The sequence below is a fragment of the Bifidobacterium mellis genome, assembly GCF_000967265.1.
Taxonomy (GTDB): domain Bacteria; phylum Actinomycetota; class Actinomycetes; order Actinomycetales; family Bifidobacteriaceae; genus Bombiscardovia; species Bombiscardovia mellis.
This window is the reverse complement of record NZ_KQ033885.1, coordinates 1,674,767-1,693,035: the sequence shown is the minus strand read 5'-3', so window position 1 is coordinate 1,693,035 and position 18,269 is coordinate 1,674,767. Positions and strand designations below refer to the sequence as shown.

Below are 18,269 nucleotides of genomic sequence, written 5' to 3'. Positions count from 1 at the left end.
CGGGCGAAGAGTGAGGACGAGTATGAACAAGCATAGGTGGATCGGCCTCTTGGCGGCTCTGGCTGCCCTGGCGACCCTTGCCGGTCCGGTGGCCCCAGCCATGGCTGGCGGGGGATCGGGTCATGCCGGCGGCAGACCAGTGCCCCCCGGTGGCCAAAAGGTCCGGCTCTGGCAGGGCTGGGCCTACAAGGATGACGACCATGGTGCCTTTGGCGGCTATGAGATAGGCAGCGTAGACAGGGCGTTCTCCCAGATGGGGGTGGTGGACGGAGGCAATGCCACTACGGCCCGGGTCAAGCGGCAGGCTCTGGATGAGGCCAACGGCAACTGTCAGGCGCGCTTTAACGAGGCCCATGCCGACCAATCCGGACAGGGACACTGCCGGGTGACCGGCGTGGGCGTGGTTGCCGGCTACCGTGGGTCCCGGCGTATCTTTGACGGGATCTCCGTGGCTATCCACAAGCTTTGGATGGATAACTGGCGCAGCCAGGTGGCCAACAGCACCTTCAGCAACCGTGGGGTGACCTATCGGACCAGCGACTCCTTCTGGGATCAGTCCAACGACAATCTGGACAAATTCGCTGACGAGTATGCGGGCAACGAGAAGGGCATCTCCCTGGTGGTGATCATGCTCAATGACTACGAGCCCAAGCCGGCCGATCTGCCGCCGGATCCACCTGACAAGCAAGTGGATCGTGGCACCAGCGCGGATGGGATGACCAATCGCACCCATATCGTCACTGGAACCGGTCGGGGCGGTCGCGAACTGACCTTTACCGATGTCTTCAACCCTCAGGGCAAGCAGTACCGTATCAGCGGTCAGCATGTCAAAGACCAGACCAGCGGCGAAGACCTGACCGACAAATTCGTTTTCAACACGGCCGAAGGGACCAGACCGCCTGGAGACCGGGCCACAGCCGCCTGGAAGGGCGGTGCTCTGCCGGAGGAACACCGCTGGGCATGGCAGTTGGATGTGACTGTCGACCGGCCGGAGACCGGGGTGATCCTGGACCAGGGAGGAATCCATTGGGAGGGCGCCGCCCGGCAGGTTGACCAGTCGACCCCGGAGCGTCGGACACCCACCTGGAAGCCCAGGCCGGACAAATCCTGGATTCTGCGAGACACAGCCACGGGGGCGTGGAAGAGTGTCGTAGACCCCCAATGGAGTAACGGGACTGGTGCTGACGGACACGTCTTTCTGGACGGCGACCGGGTGGGGTCGGTGGTCAACGCCACTGTCGAAGCCCATCTGATCGAGGCCCCCAAGGTTTTCGCCCTGACCGACGACTGGAGCGCCGCCGACTATCTGGTTGATCAGGATGGGGCTCGGGCCATTCGTATCTTCGTGGCCAAGGCCAAGGCGGATGCAGACGGACACTATCGCCGCAGCAGCCTCGGAGACATCGTGGCCAAGGGCAGGGATGTGACTGACCGTTTCGAGATCAGCGTGACAGGCACTCGGGCGCGGGCCCAGGCCAAGAGCGGGTGGTTGAACGGTCTCAAGGGGATGGAGGAGCCTATGCAGGTCACCATGCTGGTTCCCTTCACGGTCCGATTCGCCAATGGCGGTGGCGCGGCCCAGGTTCGCAAGGATCTGGGCAGAACACCCGACCAGGAGCTGACCTTCTGCAAGGCGCCCGACGGCCATGGCAACCAGGGCGAGGCCCTGACCAACTCAGGCTCCCAAACTGTCAACAGGCAGAGCGTACAGACCAACAAGCCAGGCATCTGCGGGTATCTGCCTCCGGTGCGCAAGGATGTCATCTCGGAGGCCGGCCAGGGCGGTCAGCAGGCCAGTGTTGACGGTAAGGTGGTCTTCCCGGGTCAGCGGCTGGAGTATCAGCTGGATACCCAGCCCAGCCTGTCCGACAATCTTGCCTATCCTGTCAGATCAATCATCCTGACGGATGTATATGACCGCTGGTTTTTGCCCGACAAACAGACCCTTGAGTTGACTGACCTGCAGAGCGGCGATGTCATAGCCAAGACCGGATATGCCACAAAGTGGAAGGACAAGGACCATAGCCTGCGGGTGACCATTACCGACCCCGCCCGTATCAGCCAGTGGCGGGCCGGGGGCCATCCCAGAATCCGTCTGCGCTTCGAAGGCAGGGTTGACCCCAAGGCCCCGACGGACCATCGTGTGGGCAATCAGTGGGCGCTGACGCTGAACGACTCGCTGACTCCCTCCAACCAAGTGAGCAATCCGTCGGCTGACTTCCATCCTTCAAAGAGCGATGTCAGCGTGCACGATTCAGGCATCAGCATCGACGGCAAGGTGCTTTTTGTGGGCGACCGTGGTGTCTATCGGATCAGTCTGGACGCCCGCCGCAAGGACACTGCCTATCCGGTCTGGCGGTTGGGTATGACGGATGCCTACGACGCCCGTCACTTGGATATCGATCCCAAGGGCATCGAGGTTCTGGGTTCCGACGGTCGCGATTACACCAAGGCCTTCAACATTCAGGTGGCTGACGGCATGGTCCTGGTCTTCGCCAAAACCGTAGACACCTATGTTCCGGCCACCGGCGTGACCCTCAAAGGGAATCCCCAGCCAGCCGATCTGGCTGCCTATGCTGCTGCCCGAGGTCATAATCCCCTTAGAGAGCCTGCTATTGACCAAGGGCTGCTGGGGCGCACCTACAATCTGGTTCTGCCCTACACGGTCATCCGCGCGGAAACCGGTCACGTGGTTCGCAACCAGGCGGCCCAGATCGTCAACGACCTGCACAAAGCGACCAACGTGGTCACCAATCCGGTCAAGCCGCTCAATCCCGCCAAGGATGCAGTGGTCGCCGTGGGTGGAGGAAGCGTTCATGGTGGCAGTATCTACCGTGACCGACTCTTCCTCTACCGTCTGGACTCCAGTCTGCTGCCGGCCGGACGTGCCTATCCGCAGGTGAAAACCTGGCGGATTGAGGATCGGCTGGACCCAGCGGTGGATCGGTTCACCGGCCATTGGGCCGTCTACGCAACCCAGGACCTTTACGAGAATGGGCGCATCCTGATTCATCATGGACAGATCATGGCTGGTTCAGACATGTCCGCAGATATCCATGGCGGTCCTTTGTTTACGATGACCGCAGACCCTGCAGGTCTGATCAAAGTGGAGGCTACATCGCGGTATCTGGCCCTGGTCAGCGCTTCAGGCGACCGCCCGGTCGGTTGGAGGGTCTACCTGCAATGCAGGCGGTTGAAGAAGGTGGAGCGTCATGAGAACCGATTCACTGAGTTCTATCAGGACAAGACCCTGGTCTCCAACACGGTCTGGACCAGAACGCCCGATATGACACCGGCCCTGCATATTGAGAAGTTTGACCAGGCAGGCGGTATGCCCAAAGGGGATCGGGATCAGCCGGAACAGGCTCTCCGGACTCATGACGATGTCCCCATTGTCTTCCGAATCACCAATGATTCTCCTCGCGATCCCAGCGATGGGACCGGAGCAATCTTCCCTGCCCGACAGCTTCATCTTGAGGATCAGACAGTCGTGGGGCAGGGACGGGTGACCGGGATCCGCTATCCGGATAATTGGTCGACCCTTATGCTCCGTCCTGGCCAGTCAGTGGACGTGCATGCTAGGGTGACGGGCATATCAGGTCGGCACACCGACAGGGCCAGGGTGATCGGCAGTCCTCTTGTGCCTTGTCCTGTAGAAGCTGAGGCGTCCCTTCCTGAAAGGGAAGATACCGGCAAGGCTTCTCTACAGCCTGATTCCCGGGGCGTGAAGGTCGACGGACGTCTGCTGTGCTCGGATCGGGCCGTCCGTTCCAATAGCGACGATTGGAACGCCCTGGGGGAAGCACTGCCCAAGACCGGGGCAGCTGTGGCTCTTCCTCTGGCCATCGTTGCAGCGGCAGTCGTGACCGGCTCGCTCCTCACCGGCCTGGTCAGGCGGATGTCCAAGGGCCATAGGGGACGGCAGTGACCGCTGATTTCAGGCGTCCAGCCCATGTGCGCCCCCTGGTCTGTCATCTTGCTGACGGGGCCACTGCTCATCCAAGGGCGGCCGGGATTCGTCGCAGGCCAGGTAGATACGGGCGATGCGCATACCGGCCCGTTCCGGCTCCAAGGTCAGGACGTGCCGACCGCCGGTCAGCTGGACGGCGGTCACTTCCGACCATCCCCAGACATGCTCGGTGGCAAAGGTCATCAGTCTCCCTCCTCGGGGGAAGAGGTCGGTCCGGGCCAGCGGGTCGCCGTCCAAGATTACATGGCAGGAGTCCTCCAGGTCGGAGGCGAACTGGGCCAGCAGCCAGATCCGGTAATTGCCTGGCCTGCCAACCTGGAAGGACAGGTTCATGCCGGGAGCTCGACCGGCATCGGGCCAGAGCTGTTGTCTTGGCTCGGCCCGCATGGCCAGGCCCCGGCCCCTGTGAGTGGGGGCGTCGGTGGGAACCCAGCAGCCCTTCTGAGGCATGCCGTTTTGTGGCCCATCCTGTGACAGCCAGGCGTTTTCGTCCTGTCTCAGGCAGTCGGCGGCCTCAAGGTAGATGCGCTCTGGAGTCTTGTTGGTGTCCTTGTTCTGGCTGAGCTTTTGCTCATGCTGATGTCCGGCAGGCCAGACCAGCTTCGGCCGGGTATACAAACCGCCGTGCAGCCAGTAGTCCTGGTCGAAGTAGGGTACAGGTTCGTTCGGAGCGTGGTCCGGATCGGTTCCGTAGTCTCCAATAGCCAGATTCCGCAGGGGGCGGTCCAAGGCCTCGGCCGTGGGCGTTGGCTGATGGTCCGTAATCTGATTGCTGGTCTGAGCCCTGTCCATGTCAGATGAGTGAGAGCTCCCATTATCAGCCTGTTGGGAGGGCCGGCCGTCCGCCACCCAGGTACTGAAGGCCGGTCCCAACCGGCTGGTCCGTTCGCGACCGGTGTTGATCACGATTTTGTCGATGCCGAAGGAGTCGTCCACGGCGATCAGCTGCAGCCGGTGGGGTCCTGCCTTCAAATAGGGCAGGATCATGGTCAGTTGCTCGGCGTTGTATACGATGGTCTCCTGCCAATCGCCACGGAACTCGTCAGTGGTGGGCGATTCCAGGATTTCGCCCCGGGTGCCATCAAGGCTGACACGCAGTCGAATTCGCCCACGTGAGTTCAGGGTGGGCAGCCGGTGGGCCTCCAGACGATGGCGGCCGGGGGTCTTCAGCCAAAAGTCCAGACTCAGGCAAGCCCCGCTTCCTGATTCCGGGTCGCTCCATCCCCGGGTCTGCATCAGGTCCGGGCCGAAACGCCCCAGGTCTTGGGTCGCCAGCCAAGTAGTGGCCCCCGTGAGGTCGTGGTTGACGCGTCCGCGTGAAGGGTCCATGCTTATGTGGCCGTCCGCCTCGACGTAGCCAGTGAATCCTTGTTTGAGGCCAGGATTCTCACCTACCAGAACATCGACTCTGATTGGGTCCGACCAGGCTTTTTCGGTTGTCTCCGGGTTGCAGGGACGGGTGATGATGTTTAGCGTGCCCTGACGACCCGCATGGGTTGAGGCGTTATCGACCCGTACATGGATTCGCCACTCGTCCCCGACGATTCGCCGCTCCTCTGGCAGACGGATCCAGTCCTGATCGGCGCTGAGGTACACTTCCTGGGCAGGGCTGCCCATGAGGTCCAAGTCAATCCAACGGTCGGTGATGCCATAGGGATCAAAGACCAGCTTGACGCGATCGTTATCGCCGGGGACCATGGCACCCTCCTGTGCTCCTTGTGGCGTCAGGATCAGCCTCCGGTTCGGTTGGACCTTGACCGGTCTGCAAGCCGGGTACTGAGGCAGCGTGGGGGGAGGGAACCTGTTTGGAGTGAGGATGCCATCCCAGCAGCCCTGGGCAAGTTCCTTGTTGTACCAATGGAGCAGAGCCCGGATCATCCCCTGGAAGAGATGGAAGATCCTCATCTGCCTGTCGGCGGCCGGCAAGGCGCCCCGGGAGGCCTCAAGACGGCTGCGGTCCGCATGGTAGAACTGGGCGTTTACGTAGTAGACCATGGCGATCTTCAGATCCACCAGAGATCGGTAGGCTTCGCGAAACTCCGGCTTCATGCTCTTGCCAAGACTGTGCGAGCGCTCAGCCAGTTCCCGTAATGCTGCCAGGCGGCCGCCGGCCTCGTCGTCGTAGCCTGTCTGGGTAAAGGAGTCCTCGTGCAGGTGTTCGATTTTGCTTTGATTATTGATCCGGTAGTAGCTCATACACAGGTCGGCAGCCTCAGAGCCGCGATCGTCATCGAAGGTCTGGTCGAACCAGGCGGCCACGAAGTCCCGGGCCGACAGACTGCGGTGATCCTCGTCAGCATTCCAGGCCAGATGGAGGAAGTAGGATCCCTCCAGCTCCAGGCGTTTGATGGCTCCCAGATTATCCACCCATACCCGGCGGATGCCCCGATCCCAGCACTTGCCCAGCTGGTCGTTCATCAGAGCCAGGGGAGTGGATGAAGTACACCGGTAGCTGGTCCTCGGCGGCGCCCAGTAGGAGCTGTGGTAGTAGACTCCATTGCCTCCGCTGCGTGCCTGTTCGTCCTGATTGGGGAAGCGGCGCATATACCCGTAGTTGTCGTTGACCCACATGATGGTCACATCTTCGGGCAGGTCCAGGCCCGCGTCGTAGAGGGGCAGCACCTCCTTGTAAGGAATGAAGAGCTGTGGGACCTCTTGTGGTGATCGACCCAGGTGCTCACGCAGGATGTCCCTCTGGTCGTGAATGATCCGACCGAGCAGATCGACCCGCGCTCGCAGGCGGCCCTCCTGATCCAGGTTCGGATCCTCGTCGATGGCGCGCGTGGTCAGGCCCGTGTCGTGTATACCGCGCATGCCCAGGGTCCAGGTGACCTCGTAGTTCCGGTTCATGTCCACGCTCTGCGACCAGTAGCGCCGAATCATATCCCGGTTGCCTCCTGGCAGCGAATAGTCATAGTCCACATGCCTGCCCTGGGAGGCTACCCAGGGGTCCCACTCATGCTGGTTGCTCCGCAGGAGCATGTCGCAGTGGCTGCTCCCGATGACCACCCCCATGCTCTGGGCAAGCCTCCCGTTGCGCGGATCGGCGTTGAAGGCGTTGACGTGCATGGCCGGCCACAGATAGTTACCACCCAGTCGCAAGATAAGATCGAAGACTTTTTCGTAGGTCGTCGGTCCGATGGTTCCGTCCGGTGTGTGCAGGCGAGCCCAGTCGTCCAGCTCTTCCTCGTCGTTGATGAAGAAGCCCCGGTATCGGACCGAAGGCCAGTCGAAGACGCGCAGGTCGCTGGGCAGGCATATCCGCTCATGGCGGCGGGCCGGCACATTCCCCCACCAGTGCAAGGGTGAGATGCCGATGGCCCGGCTGAGGGCGTAGATTCCGTAGATGGTTCCGCGCCGGTCGGTCCCGACGACATAGAGTGTGCCGTCGACGACCTGCAAGGTGAAGCCTTCCCAGCGATACTCTCCTTGGGGATCCTTGAGTGGAGTCAAATCAAGCTGGTCGGAGCAGACAGCTGAATCGATCCAGCTGGAATGACCCAGAGTGCCCAAGCGGATGTTCGGGCTGCTTTCGTCGATCTGATTGGCCGATCTCTGGGCCCGGCCTGTCACGGTCGCAAAATCACGCATCAGGTTGCCGGCCGCAATTTGCACAGCCGAATCCTCACCATGATCCAGCAGCCAATTAGGTCGGACCCCTGAATCGGCCAGAACTGCGCCCGACACGGCGGTCACTGGGATGGTTCCGGGCTGGGGATGAAACAAGGTGACCATGGTGGCGCTCCCACTGTCCACTGATCAGGCGGATGCTCTGCCGCCCGTGTTCGGACACCCATAGGCTAACACCGGATTAGGAAAATTTTCAATGAGAAAAAATACGACTGTGAGGGTCTGATGACCGCTTCATTCCATTACCATGGTTGGAGACGCTTAGAGTCCAGCAGAGCCGGGAGGCGATCCGATGAGCAAGAAAGTGACGCTGGCCGACGTTGCCGCCAAGGCAGGGGTTGCGGTGTCCACGGCCTCCAAGGCGCTGCGCAACAGCGCACAGGTCAGCGGTCCGACAAGGGCCAAGGTGTTCAAGGCTGCGGCGGAGCTCTCCTTCTCGCTCAACGAGCGTCAGAAGCAGTCCCAGCCTCCCAGCCTGCCCAAGTCGGTGGGCCTGGTCACTTCGGACCTGGACGGCCAATTCTCCATGCCCATCCTGATCGGCGCGGAAAGCTACTTCGGGGTCGAGTCTATTCCTGTTTTTCTCTGCAACGCCGGCAGGGACCCGGCTCTTGAACAGCATCACATAGACAATCTGCTGGCCTATGGTGTCAAAGGTCTGCTGATGGTCGGCTGGCGTACCGATCCGCGGCCAGCGCTGACCGGTTGCCCGGTGCCGGTTGTCTATGCCAACCAGGCGTCCCTGGATCCTCATGACTGCTCGGTCGTCACTGACAACGAGGATATTGGGCGGCTGATGGTCCGGCATCTGGTCGAGGGTGGATCCAGAAAAATCGTGCTGATCGCTGGCGATCCGGCCTTCCAGTCCTCGGTCAGACGACTCAAGGGCGAGATGGCCGAATTGGATAGCCGTGGGTTGGCTGCCGTGCGTACGGTTCGATATGGAGGCTGGAACGAAGAGACTGGACGCCGCACCATGGTTGGCTTGCTGGATGAGGGCATCGACTTCGATGGGGTGGCTTGCGGCAACGACGAGATAGCCCGGGGGTGCCTGGAGATCCTGCATGACCGGCATGTTTCCGTGCCGGATAGGGTATCGGTGGTCGGGGTTGACAATCGGCAGGTCATTGTCGGCAACTCGCGTCCCCCGCTGACCAGCGTCGACCTGAATCTGAAGGCCATCGGCATCAGGGCAGCCAGCTGCCTGGCTGATATGCTGGACGGCCGAGGTCACCAGGGCACCGAATGTGTCAAGGGCACGCTAGTCCAGCGAGCCTCTACCAGAATGCCCTTGTAAGGCCGTTCGCCGGCAGATTTCAGAAGGTCATACAATCGCGATTTCACTGGCACAAGTGAATCTTGAGCCCTTTAATGTACAGAAACTTTTTACTCAACGAACTTTTATCTTCCGATAATGGCCAATGCTGGAGTTGCCGCAAGAAGTTAAGATCGCAGGTCGTCTAGTCTGGTTTCCAATGTGATTGAAATTGATTCCTTCGGTGTCTCGTATCCCGCTCGGTGAAGAAAGGACATACCATGACCTCACACCGCTCAGAGTCGCATTGGGCTTAGATTCCGGCTGATCGCGTTTCCTGCGAGATCGGACCCTTGATGGGATGTCCACCTCATGCTTGGCCTCACTGCTTTCTGTTCTGCACTGCGTCTGATCTCCGCGCGACTGGGGAAGTCGACCTTTGAGCGTCTACTGCAGAAGTCCGGACGCGGAGGGAGGTTGGCGGAATCAATTCTCCTCTGCGTCTAGCAATACCACGCCCTGGGGCGGATTGCTGTCTAAGGCTCCCACGGTCTCATGTGGCAGGTAGGGCTCCTCCATGGAGGCGATTTCTTCGGGTGTGAGTTCCAAATCCAGGGCAGCCGCCGCATCGTCAAGATGCCGGGCCTTTGTGGCACCGATGATCGGTGAAGCAACGCCTTTGGCCCACTGCCAGGCGATGGCTGCCTGGGCCATAGGTACCCCATGCTGCTCTGCCACTTTTTGTACGCGGTCAATGATGGCCAGGTCGTTGCCTTCGGCCCGGTCGTACTTGCCGCGCGAGACCTTGTCTGTGGCACTGCGCAGAGTGTCGGCGGTCCAGGTGGGCCTTGTCAGATGTCCGGCGGCCAGAGGGCTGTAGGGCATGAGCGAGACGTTCGTCTTTCTGCAGAAGGGTATCAGGTCCTTTTCGTCCTCCCGGTAGAGCAGGTTGTAATGGTTTTCCATGGCGCTGAAAGGGGTCCAGCCGTTGTCTTGGGCGACTTTCTGCATATCCTGAAACTGTCTGGCGTACATGGCCGAGGCGCCCAGCGCTCGCACCTTGCCAGCCTGGACCAGATCGCTCAGCGCCTCCATGGTCTCCTCGATGGGGGTTTCATAGTCGAACCTGTGGATGATGTAGAGGTCCAGGTAGTCGGTGCCCAGTCGCTTGAGCGTCCCATCGATCTCCCGATGATGGCCTTGGATGAAAGTCGGCCCTCATTTGAAATAGACCTTGGAGGCGATGACCACCTGGTCGCGGCCCGTATGCCTCCTAAGCGCCTTTCCCAGATAGTCCTCACTGGTCCCGGCGGAGTAGTCGTTGGCTGTATCGAAGAAGGTGATGCCCAGATCCAGTGCGTGCGCAACGACCGTGTCAGTCCCTTCCTCATCCAGTGTCCAGTCGTGCATGGTGCCTGGTTTGCCGAAGCTCATGCACCCCACGCAGATTTTCGATATGTTGATGCCCGTTTCGCCCAGTTGTGTGTACTGCATGATGAGCCGCCTTGGCCTTCCTTGGTGCTGGTGCAATCATGCTAGCAAGTTCGAGTCGGTGGAAGTCTATTTATAAGATAGATGTAGTGTTTAGTTCACTGAGTGGAAGATGATCTATGCTTGATGAACGCTGAAGCCTACTTTGGTGTGCTCCGAGCCAGTTCAATTTGAAAATTACAATGTTTGTGCGTTATCGATATCGACCGTGCAAGCATGCTAATGTACTTCCATTAAAGTCAAAGCGAGCTTTTCAAAATGCACGTTAAGAAGAGTAATGGAAGTACATCGTTTAACTTTTATAGTGTTTCAGTAATTGCTGCATCATTCAATCGCACTTGACCATAAAGACAGATATACGGGAATGTTCCCGCTTATGGGTAGCTTAGTTCCATTAAGCGAGGAAGTACTCTGGTCAATGGACAAAGTAGATTTGAATTCCTTCGCCAGGGTATAAATACCACGGTATAACCAATAAATATGATGATTTTTAGGACAGACGTAATAAGAGAATAAGTGCACTCTGCTTTCTGAAGTTGTATTCAAATAAGGAAGAGACTGACTTATGAAATAGCTGGTTTTAGGAGTATCGGGATTATTAGAAATAGAGGAACGAATTGTATTGTCCTTTCCTGGAAACAGTACAAAGCATGTCTCGTTTTTAGCCGGACCATGTATTCGCCAAGCTACATCACACATACCAGAATCATAAAGTGGTGATTCGTTCGTAATTAGCTTTTCGGCCTCTTTGTTTTCAGTCATGAAATCGATAGCAAGAGACGGCTTTGTGTAAGGCTGATTGACGGGTGGCACATTTATTTCCACTTGTGCATCGACGGAGAATAGTTGCATTGCTTTGCCCCTTTTTTACCATTATGATTTGCTGCATTCATTCGAGTGCTTTTGCAGCATCACTATGAATCGTTGTGATGGTGCAACTCTGCAAATTCAATTATATCGTATCTATATCGCTCGGAAACGCATAATAACCGTGTCTGAATATTTATATTATTAAGCTAAAATGAACTACTGCTGTTTTCGTCTATGGTTAATTATCCATGAACCATGGGTTCGAGACCTATTCCTCGCGCTCAGGCGATCTTAATAGCGCTTTAAGTAAAGATGTGCATCTATTAAGAAGGAGTTTAATAAGAAAGCCGCTTCGAAATTAAAGATCAGCTCAACAGTCATGCAATCAGTCAATATCAAAAGAGGCTAGAGCGAAGAAAATTTTTATAGCTCTATCTATGTAAATGGTCCAGCATGCCAGATTGGCGACTGCATATACCGTTTTACAGAATGCGCTTGTAGGTGCGATGCAGTGTGTAAGCCAAAGGGGCCTGTATCGATCAGATGCCTACAAGAGTCGTGGCAAGCGGGGTCCAGAGCACCCCCCCCCCTGCCCCTGCCTAGTTGTTTGAGGGTGACACTGATGAAAATGCTGGCGATTCCAGCGCACTCGGCCAGAAATCGGTAGCCAGCACAAACGCATTTGCCGGTCTCATAGATGTGACCTGAGCAATGCCATCAGACTAATTGCCAACGACACCTGCCATTATTTCCCGCTGATACAATCAAGATAAAAGTTGAAGTTAACCTTTAATGAGGAAGGCTCATGTGGCAAGTGGAAACGATATGAGCTGTGGTGCTTTTTCGCATTTGTTGCGTTTCAAGCGCTCGCATTACCCGTATTGCGATAAGTATCTCCAAGAGGTGGGCAATTCGCCGGATAGTCATGCAAGGACGGAAAAACAGCATATGGTGCAGTGGTTTACAGATAATGCAACGCATGGATCAGGCGCTTATTCCCGGCAGAAGCCAAATAACAGTGCAAAAAATTGTTATAACAAATTGGAGAATGCTGCATCGTTACTGTGGATTGCCGAGGCAGTTGGCATTGAAAAATCGATTGTAGCAGCAGCTTTCGAGGCTGCAAGACAGGCGGGAGACCATCGCCGAGCCTGCGGCGCAATCCGCAGGATCATCACTTGGTCCATGATTATTGAATCCTTGTAATGGCATCACCGTATATCAAATATAATTTTGATAAGCGTCGTAGATGCTCGGCTTTCAGCGCAGACTGCTTAGAGCAGGGGGTAGTTTTCGACATAGTTTCGGAAAGAAAAGGTCGCATATGCCTGAGATTGTTTGTCCCAAATGCGGAACCGCATTCACCATTGACGAGGCCGGATATGCCGATATCCTGAAGCAGGTTCGTGACAAGGATTTTGACAGGCAGCTTCATGAACGGCTTGAGCAGGCTGACCGTGAGAATAGCAAGATCCGCGAACTGGACCAGGCGCAGGCCGAGCAAACCTTGCAGAAGACCAAAAGCGCCAAGGATGCCCAGATATAGGAGCTGCAGGCAAAGCTGGAATCCGAGCAGGCTGCAAAGGAATTGGCTGTTTCGGAAGCCTTGAGGAAGGTCGAGAAGGAGAAAGACGATCTGAGCGCCAAACTGGACAAGGCCGAGTCGGAGAAGCAACAGACGCTCGATCTGGCAGAGGCCAATTCCAAGAACGAGTTGCAGAAGGCAGCTGCTGACAAAGAGGCCGAGATTGTCAAATTGCAGAATCAGCTTGATGCTTTTGAGTTGCAGAAGAGGCAGGAGCTTGCCCAGGCGCTGAGTCCGGTGGAGAAGGAGCGTGATGATTCCAGGGGCAGGCTTGAGAGGCTGCAGCTTGAGAAGGAGTCGGAGGAGAAGCTCTCCAAGGAGCAGCTGAAGTCGCAGCTGCAGGCGGTCGTCGCGGACAAGGATTCCAAGATAGCGGAACTGGAGAGCAGCCTTGACAAGGCGGAGCTGCAGAGCAAGGTCGAGGCCAGGTCCCTCAAGGAACGTTATGAGGTCCAGATCCAGGATCGCGACGAGCAGATTGAGCGGCTGCGTGATCTGAAGGCGAAGCTGTCCACCAAGATGGTGGGGGAGACACTTGAGCAGCATTGCCAGATCGAGTTCAACAAGCTGCGGTCCACGGCTTTCCCCAATGCCTACTTCGAGAAGGACAACGATGCCAGGACGGGCAGCAAGGGCGACTTCATCTTCCGCGACAAGGATGATTCCGGAACGGAGATTGTGTCTATCATGTTCGAGATGAAGAATGAGATGGACACCACCTCCACCAAGCACAAGAATGAGGACTTCTTCAGGGAGCTGGACAAGGACAGGCAGGAGAAGCATTGTGAGTACGCCATCATGGTCTCCCTGCTGGAACCTGACAGCGACCTGTACAACACGGGTATCGTGGACGTCTCCTATCGCTATCCGAAAATGTATGTCGTCCGTCCGCAGTTCTTCATTCCGATAATCACCCTGCTTCGTGATGCCGCCAAGAACTCTCTGCAATACAAGAATGAACTTGAAGAGGTGAAGGCACAGAACATCGATATAACGCATTTCGAGGAAGAGCTGGACTCCTTCAAGAGTGCTTTTGGACGCAACTACGATATCGCCTCAAAAAAGTTTAAGAATGCAGTAGAGGAGATCGACAAATCCATCAACCACCTGAACAAGATAAAGGACGCGCTGCTAGGTTCCGAGAACCAGCTTCGTCTGGCCAACAACAAGGCGCAGGATGTAACCATACGAAGACTGACCAGAAACAATGAGACGATGAAGGCCAGGTTCGACGAAGTAAAGAAGTCGAAGGCGATAGAATCCTGAGATCGTGAACGGTGCAGTCATGTGAAGGGATGGATATAGACGGCTTTCTTTGATTTTGTAGTCTGGCGGTCCATCCATATCTGACTGCGTCGTGGACCAGCGTGCTGATTTGCTGCAAGTACGCTGGGATAGAAAAAACAACGGCTCGGAATCCAAACGATTCCGAGCCTTACTGGTAGCGGGGTCAGGATTTGAACCTGAGACCTCTGGGTTATGAGCCCAGCGAGCTACCGAACTGCTCCACCCCGCGTCGGCTGTTCAACACAGCAGTTATCTATGTTACGGATTCCGGCGCACTTGTCAAGTCCGTGTGTGGGAAGGCCTGCGCTGGGTCATAATAGAGTCATGCCTATCACCATCCCCACCGGATTGCCGGCCAGATCCATCCTGGATTCGGAGCGCATCTTCGCCCTGGAAAGCCATGAGGCGGAGCGCCAGGAGATGCGTCCGCTCAGGCTGGTCATCCTCAACCTGATGCCTACCAAGGTGGAGACCGAGACCCAGCTGTTGCGACTGATTTCCAAGTCGCCGCTTCAGGTGGAGATCGACTTCATGAAGACTTCCACCCATCAGGCTGTGCATACCAGCATGGATCACCTGGTCAAGTTCTACGAGAATCTGGATTCCTTCCAGGACAACTGTTATGACGGTCTTGTCGTCACGGGCGCCCCAGTGGAGCAGATGGACTTCGAGCAAGTCGACTACTGGGATGAACTGACCCACATTCTGGACTGGGCCTCTACCCACGTCTTCTCCACTATGTATCTATGCTGGGGAGCCATGGCCGGGCTCTACTACCGCCACGGCATCGCCAAGCGCGACCTGGATCGCAAGGTCTTCGGGGTCTTTCCCCAGTATCTGCAGGACGAATACTGCTTCATCACCAATGGCTTCGATGAGATCGCCCTGCAGCCCCACTCCCGCTGGGCCGGGGTGGACGAGGACCAGGTGCGGGCCTGTCCGGATCTGCAGGTGCTGACCTGGGGTCCCCAGTCCGGCCCGGGGCTTATCAGCACCCAGGATTTCTCAGAGATCTTCGTGCTGGGCCACTGGGAGTACGACCGTGACACACTGGCCCACGAGTACCAGCGCGACATGGCCAAGGGCCTGGACCAGGTGCCTTTCCCGGTCAACTACTACCCTCACGACGATCCGACATTGGAGCCGGTCTTCTCCTGGCGGGCCCACGCCAACCTGCTCTGGCGCAACTGGCTGAACTGGGTATACGAGACCACCCCCTACGACTTGGACCAGGTGCCGACTCTGCGGGCTGCTGGCCGGCTAGGCACCGACCGATCCATCAGACACGTCCCTGGCTGCCCACGCACCGACGGTTATCGGCCCTTGACGGGTGACGGGTACGGGCTTATTCCGGGCGCTGTTAAGAGTTAATGACGATTGCATTAAGTTCATCATCGGCCTGTCCACGTCGCGGTGCGGATTGGACCTGCGGCCACTATTTGTGACACACTGGATGAATCTATGATTACCGTGGCTCGTGGTGTGGGCTACACTACCCATACGGTGCAGCCATGAGTCGCATGCGCGCTATAGTGTTCACTGTGTCGTTCAGGAGGCGATAGATGCTAGAGGCAATGGGAAGTGAAGCTTTCAGTCTGGCCATGGCCAAGCCGAGTGAGCTGCCTTCCATCGATGATTTCCTGCCTCCTGAGATTCTTTTCCAGGGAACGCCCTTTGCCATGAACCGGATCATCCTGATCAGATTCGTGGCCATGGTCATCATTCTTCTGGTGCTGGGGATCACTGCCGCAAGGGCCAAGCTGATTCCATCCCGCTGGCAGGGGGCAATTGAGTGGGTCATCGAGTTCATCCGTGACTCGGTCGTCTATGACACCTTGGGCGAGATTCGTGGCAAGCGCTACGTGCCCATGATCACGACCATCTTCCTGACCATCCTGGTCTTCAACCTCTGTGGCATCGTGCCAGGCATGAACATAGCTGCTACGGCCACTATCACCATGCCTCTGGTCTTCGCCATCTGGACTTTCTGCCAGTACATGGTAACGGGATTCCGGGAGCAGGGTGTCTGGGGCTACTTCAAGTCGGAGCTCTTTCCAGCTGGTGTGCCCTGGCCTCTCTATATTATTCTGACGCCCATCCAGCTTCTGGAGATGGTCATCGTCAAGCCGGCCTCTCTGACCATCCGACTCTTCGCCAACATGATCGCCGGCCATCTGCTGGTGGCGGTTACCCTGGCCTTTACCCAGTTCTACATCATCGAGGTCAGCAATAAGGCTTTGGCACTGGCTGGCGTCGGCTGGTTCGTTCTGGGCTTCGCCCTGACGGCCTTTGAAATCTTTGTGGCGGCCCTTCAGGCCTACATCTTCGCCATCCTGACCACGGTTTACATCTCCATGAGTTACCCTGAAGAAGGTTGAGCGAAAAGAACAAGCCGCGGTCGGCGTTTTAAGCGGTCGCAGCCCACATATTCGTTGGTTCCGACCAGTAGACGGGGGTCGGGGCCGAACCACAATCCAAGAACCGGCAACGGTGGAGGAAAGGAAAATAAATGGACATCATCACACTTGCTGAGGTCTCCGGCAATCTGAGCATCCTGGGATACGGCATTGCAGCTCTCGGCCCCGCGCTGGGTCTGGGCATCGCCGTCGGCAAGACCGTCGAGAGCATGGCTCGCCAGCCTGAGATCAGCGGACAGCTGCGCACCACCATGTTCATCGGCCTGGCTCTGATCGAGGTGCTGGCCCTGCTGGGCTTCGTGGCGCTCTTCATCGCCTGAGCCGTGTGATTCTTGCATGATCCGGCTTCGATAAAGGAAAGGAGGAGCCAATGTACGCTCTAGCGGTAGGCAAAGGGATCAAGCTGTTTATTCCTCCGATTTACGACATCTTCTGGTCGCTGGTCATCCTGGTCATCCTGGCCGTCTTCTTCTACAAGTTCTTCATGCCCAAGTTCCAGGCCATCTTCGATGAGCGCTCGTCCAAGATCGAGGGCAACATCCAGAAGGCCGCCAAGGCTCGTGAAGAGGCGGATCAGGCCCGTAAGCAGTATCAGGATCAGCTGGGCAAGGCTCGTGTTGAGGCTTCCCAGATCCGTGATGACGCCCGCGCCGAGGCCTCCAGGATCGTGGCGGATGCCAGGACCCGGGCCGAGACCGAGGCCAACCAGATCACCGAGAACGCCCAGCGATCCCTCAAGACCCAGCAGCAGCAGGCGCTGGTCTCGCTCAAGGGCGAGGTGGGCACGCTGGCTACGGCTCTTGCCGGCAAAATCCTGGGCTCGCAGCTTCAGGATGATGCCGTGCAGTCCTCCATGATCGACTCGATCATCGCGGACCAGGGCTCGGACAAGCGGCAGGCAGGATGACTGATTGGCGGACGATGGGAACGTTGATTCCGCGAAAGGGGAGGTGACATGCGAGGAGAGACTTCGCTGAGCTCCGACAAGGAGACCAGGGCCAAGTATGCCCCTTTGCTCAAGAGCAAGGGGAAGGATGCCCTCCGTGTGGCCATGGAGCTCTATACCTTCGTGACCCTGCTCGATGCCAACAGGCCCCTGGAGCGTGCGCTGACCGACCCCTCCCGTCCTGCTGAGGACAAGTGGCGGGTGATCGACACCATCCTGGCTGATAAGGCCGATCCGCTGACCGTGGATATCCTCCATGATCTGACCGATCATCAGTGGAGCCGTGTGGTGCACATCGCCAACGCGGCCGAGGACATGTCAGTGGATGCCACCGCCTATTACGCCGATGCTCTGGGCATCACCAACCAGGTGGCCGGCGAGCTGGCTGAGATCCATTCGGCCCTGCTCGGGATGCCTCTGGTGCTCTTCCGGCTCTCGGACGGGTACAGTGATTCCAAAGCCCGGGCCGACCTGCTCAGGGCGCTCCTTGACGGGCAGCATATGCATCCGGTCACCGAGCAGATGGCCCTGAACGCCACCATCGACCTGCGCGGACGGCGCTTCCCAGACACTATCGTTTGGTTGGTGGACCGCTTCTCCGAGCATATGGACCAGATCATGGTCACCGTCACCACGGCGGTCTCCATGAAGGACGAGCAGGTCAGCCGCCTTCAGGAGGTCTACGGGCGCAAGCTGGGCAAGCCGGTCCACATCAACTCGGTGGTCGATCCCTCGGTCCTAGGCGGCATGAAGGTCCAGTACGGCTCGGTCTCCACCGACGGCACGGTGGCCACCCAGCTCAAGCACCTGAAGCGGCGAATGGCCGTGGCAGGATAAGCAGGGGACCAACAGACTTGAACAAGAACAGAAATAAGGAG

12 protein-coding genes, 1 tRNA gene and 1 pseudogene are annotated in these 18,269 nt (G+C 57.6%); 10 read left to right on the top strand and 4 right to left on the bottom strand.

Going from position 1 to position 18,269, the window contains the following annotated elements:
* Window positions 1-22 precede the first annotated feature (22 nt).
* Entirely contained in the window at window positions 23-3,928 is a 3,906-nt protein-coding gene (locus JF70_RS07240) for an LPXTG cell wall anchor domain-containing protein (RefSeq protein WP_045935809.1), read from the top strand.
* Window positions 3,929-3,937: 9 nt separating this feature from the next.
* Here the strand turns inward: JF70_RS07240 and JF70_RS07235 are convergent, their stop codons facing one another.
* Window positions 3,938-7,726 carry a glycosyl hydrolase 115 family protein gene (locus JF70_RS07235; RefSeq protein ID WP_156149641.1) on the bottom strand — a complete coding sequence of 1,263 codons (3,789 nt, stop codon included), beginning with the start codon at window positions 7,724-7,726 and terminating at the stop codon, window positions 3,938-3,940.
* Window positions 7,727-7,892: 166 nt separating this feature from the next.
* Between JF70_RS07235 and JF70_RS07230 the strand changes: the two genes are divergently transcribed.
* Window positions 7,893-8,897, top strand: a complete 1,005-nt coding sequence (locus tag JF70_RS07230; RefSeq protein WP_045935807.1) for a LacI family DNA-binding transcriptional regulator — start codon at window positions 7,893-7,895, stop codon at window positions 8,895-8,897.
* A gap of 444 nt (window positions 8,898-9,341) precedes the next feature.
* Here the strand turns inward: JF70_RS07230 and JF70_RS07225 are convergent.
* Window positions 9,342-10,349 (bottom strand): annotated as a pseudogene (locus JF70_RS07225) (aldo/keto reductase).
* A 321-nt stretch (window positions 10,350-10,670) separates the two neighbouring features.
* Entirely contained in the window at window positions 10,671-11,198 is a 528-nt protein-coding gene (locus JF70_RS09015; protein WP_156149640.1) for a hypothetical protein, read from the bottom strand.
* 765 nt (window positions 11,199-11,963) lie between these two features.
* On the opposite strand from JF70_RS09015, the gene JF70_RS09010 reads away from it, so the two are divergent.
* The 3 genes from JF70_RS09010 (at window position 11,964) to JF70_RS07215 (ending at window position 14,007) form a co-directional block, all read left to right on the top strand.
* Entirely contained in the window at window positions 11,964-12,362 is a 399-nt protein-coding gene (locus JF70_RS09010) for a hypothetical protein (RefSeq protein WP_156149639.1), read from the top strand.
* Window positions 12,363-12,480: 118 nt separating this feature from the next.
* On the top strand, window positions 12,481-12,702 hold the full coding sequence (locus tag JF70_RS09210; protein WP_045935806.1) for a hypothetical protein: 222 nt from the start codon (window positions 12,481-12,483) through the stop codon (window positions 12,700-12,702).
* Between the two features lie 42 nt (window positions 12,703-12,744).
* Window positions 12,745-14,007, top strand: a complete 1,263-nt coding sequence (locus tag JF70_RS07215) for a DUF2130 domain-containing protein (RefSeq protein WP_231578883.1) — start codon at window positions 12,745-12,747, stop codon at window positions 14,005-14,007.
* 173 nt (window positions 14,008-14,180) lie between these two features.
* On the opposite strand, the gene JF70_RS07210 is transcribed toward JF70_RS07215, so the two are convergent.
* Window positions 14,181-14,257: transfer RNA gene (locus JF70_RS07210), tRNA-Met, on the bottom strand.
* Window positions 14,258-14,352: 95 nt separating this feature from the next.
* On the opposite strand from JF70_RS07210, the gene JF70_RS07205 reads away from it, so the two are divergent.
* From JF70_RS07205 to JF70_RS07185, 5 genes are all read left to right on the top strand, one after another.
* On the top strand, window positions 14,353-15,399 hold the full coding sequence (locus JF70_RS07205) for a homoserine O-succinyltransferase (RefSeq protein WP_045935804.1): 1,047 nt from the start codon (window positions 14,353-14,355) through the stop codon (window positions 15,397-15,399).
* Window positions 15,400-15,590: 191 nt separating this feature from the next.
* The gene (atpB, locus tag JF70_RS07200) at window positions 15,591-16,406 is read left to right on the top strand and encodes a F0F1 ATP synthase subunit A (protein WP_045935803.1); all 816 of its coding nucleotides are present in this window, start codon (window positions 15,591-15,593) and stop codon (window positions 16,404-16,406) included.
* A gap of 131 nt (window positions 16,407-16,537) precedes the next feature.
* Window positions 16,538-16,765, top strand: coding sequence for an ATP synthase F0 subunit C (atpE, locus tag JF70_RS07195; protein ID WP_015022486.1), 228 nt, complete (start codon window positions 16,538-16,540; stop codon window positions 16,763-16,765).
* A gap of 50 nt (window positions 16,766-16,815) precedes the next feature.
* Window positions 16,816-17,352: a F0F1 ATP synthase subunit B gene (locus JF70_RS07190; RefSeq protein ID WP_045935802.1), complete on the top strand. Its 537-nt coding sequence runs from the start codon at window positions 16,816-16,818 to the stop codon at window positions 17,350-17,352.
* A 48-nt stretch (window positions 17,353-17,400) separates the two neighbouring features.
* Entirely contained in the window at window positions 17,401-18,228 is an 828-nt protein-coding gene (locus tag JF70_RS07185) for a F0F1 ATP synthase subunit delta (protein ID WP_045935801.1), read from the top strand.
* Window positions 18,229-18,269: the final 41 nt, after the last annotated feature.

Bases quoted from the DNA above. Each gene is read 5' to 3' on its own strand.
- JF70_RS07240 (WP_045935809.1), top strand. From the start codon at position 23: ATGAACAAGCATAGGTGGATCGGCCTCTTGGCGGCTCTGGCTGCCCTG.
- JF70_RS07230 (WP_045935807.1), top strand. From the start codon at position 7,893: ATGAGCAAGAAAGTGACGCTGGCCGACGTTGCCGCCAAGGCAGGGGTT.
- JF70_RS09015 (WP_156149640.1), bottom strand. From the start codon at position 11,198: ATGCAACTATTCTCCGTCGATGCACAAGTGGAAATAAATGTGCCACCC.
- JF70_RS09210 (WP_045935806.1), top strand. From the start codon at position 12,481: ATGCCTGAGATTGTTTGTCCCAAATGCGGAACCGCATTCACCATTGAC.
- JF70_RS07205 (WP_045935804.1), top strand. From the start codon at position 14,353: ATGCCTATCACCATCCCCACCGGATTGCCGGCCAGATCCATCCTGGAT.
- atpB (WP_045935803.1), top strand. From the start codon at position 15,591: ATGCTAGAGGCAATGGGAAGTGAAGCTTTCAGTCTGGCCATGGCCAAG.
- atpE (WP_015022486.1), top strand. From the start codon at position 16,538: ATGGACATCATCACACTTGCTGAGGTCTCCGGCAATCTGAGCATCCTG.
- JF70_RS07190 (WP_045935802.1), top strand. From the start codon at position 16,816: ATGTACGCTCTAGCGGTAGGCAAAGGGATCAAGCTGTTTATTCCTCCG.
- JF70_RS07185 (WP_045935801.1), top strand. From the start codon at position 17,401: ATGCGAGGAGAGACTTCGCTGAGCTCCGACAAGGAGACCAGGGCCAAG.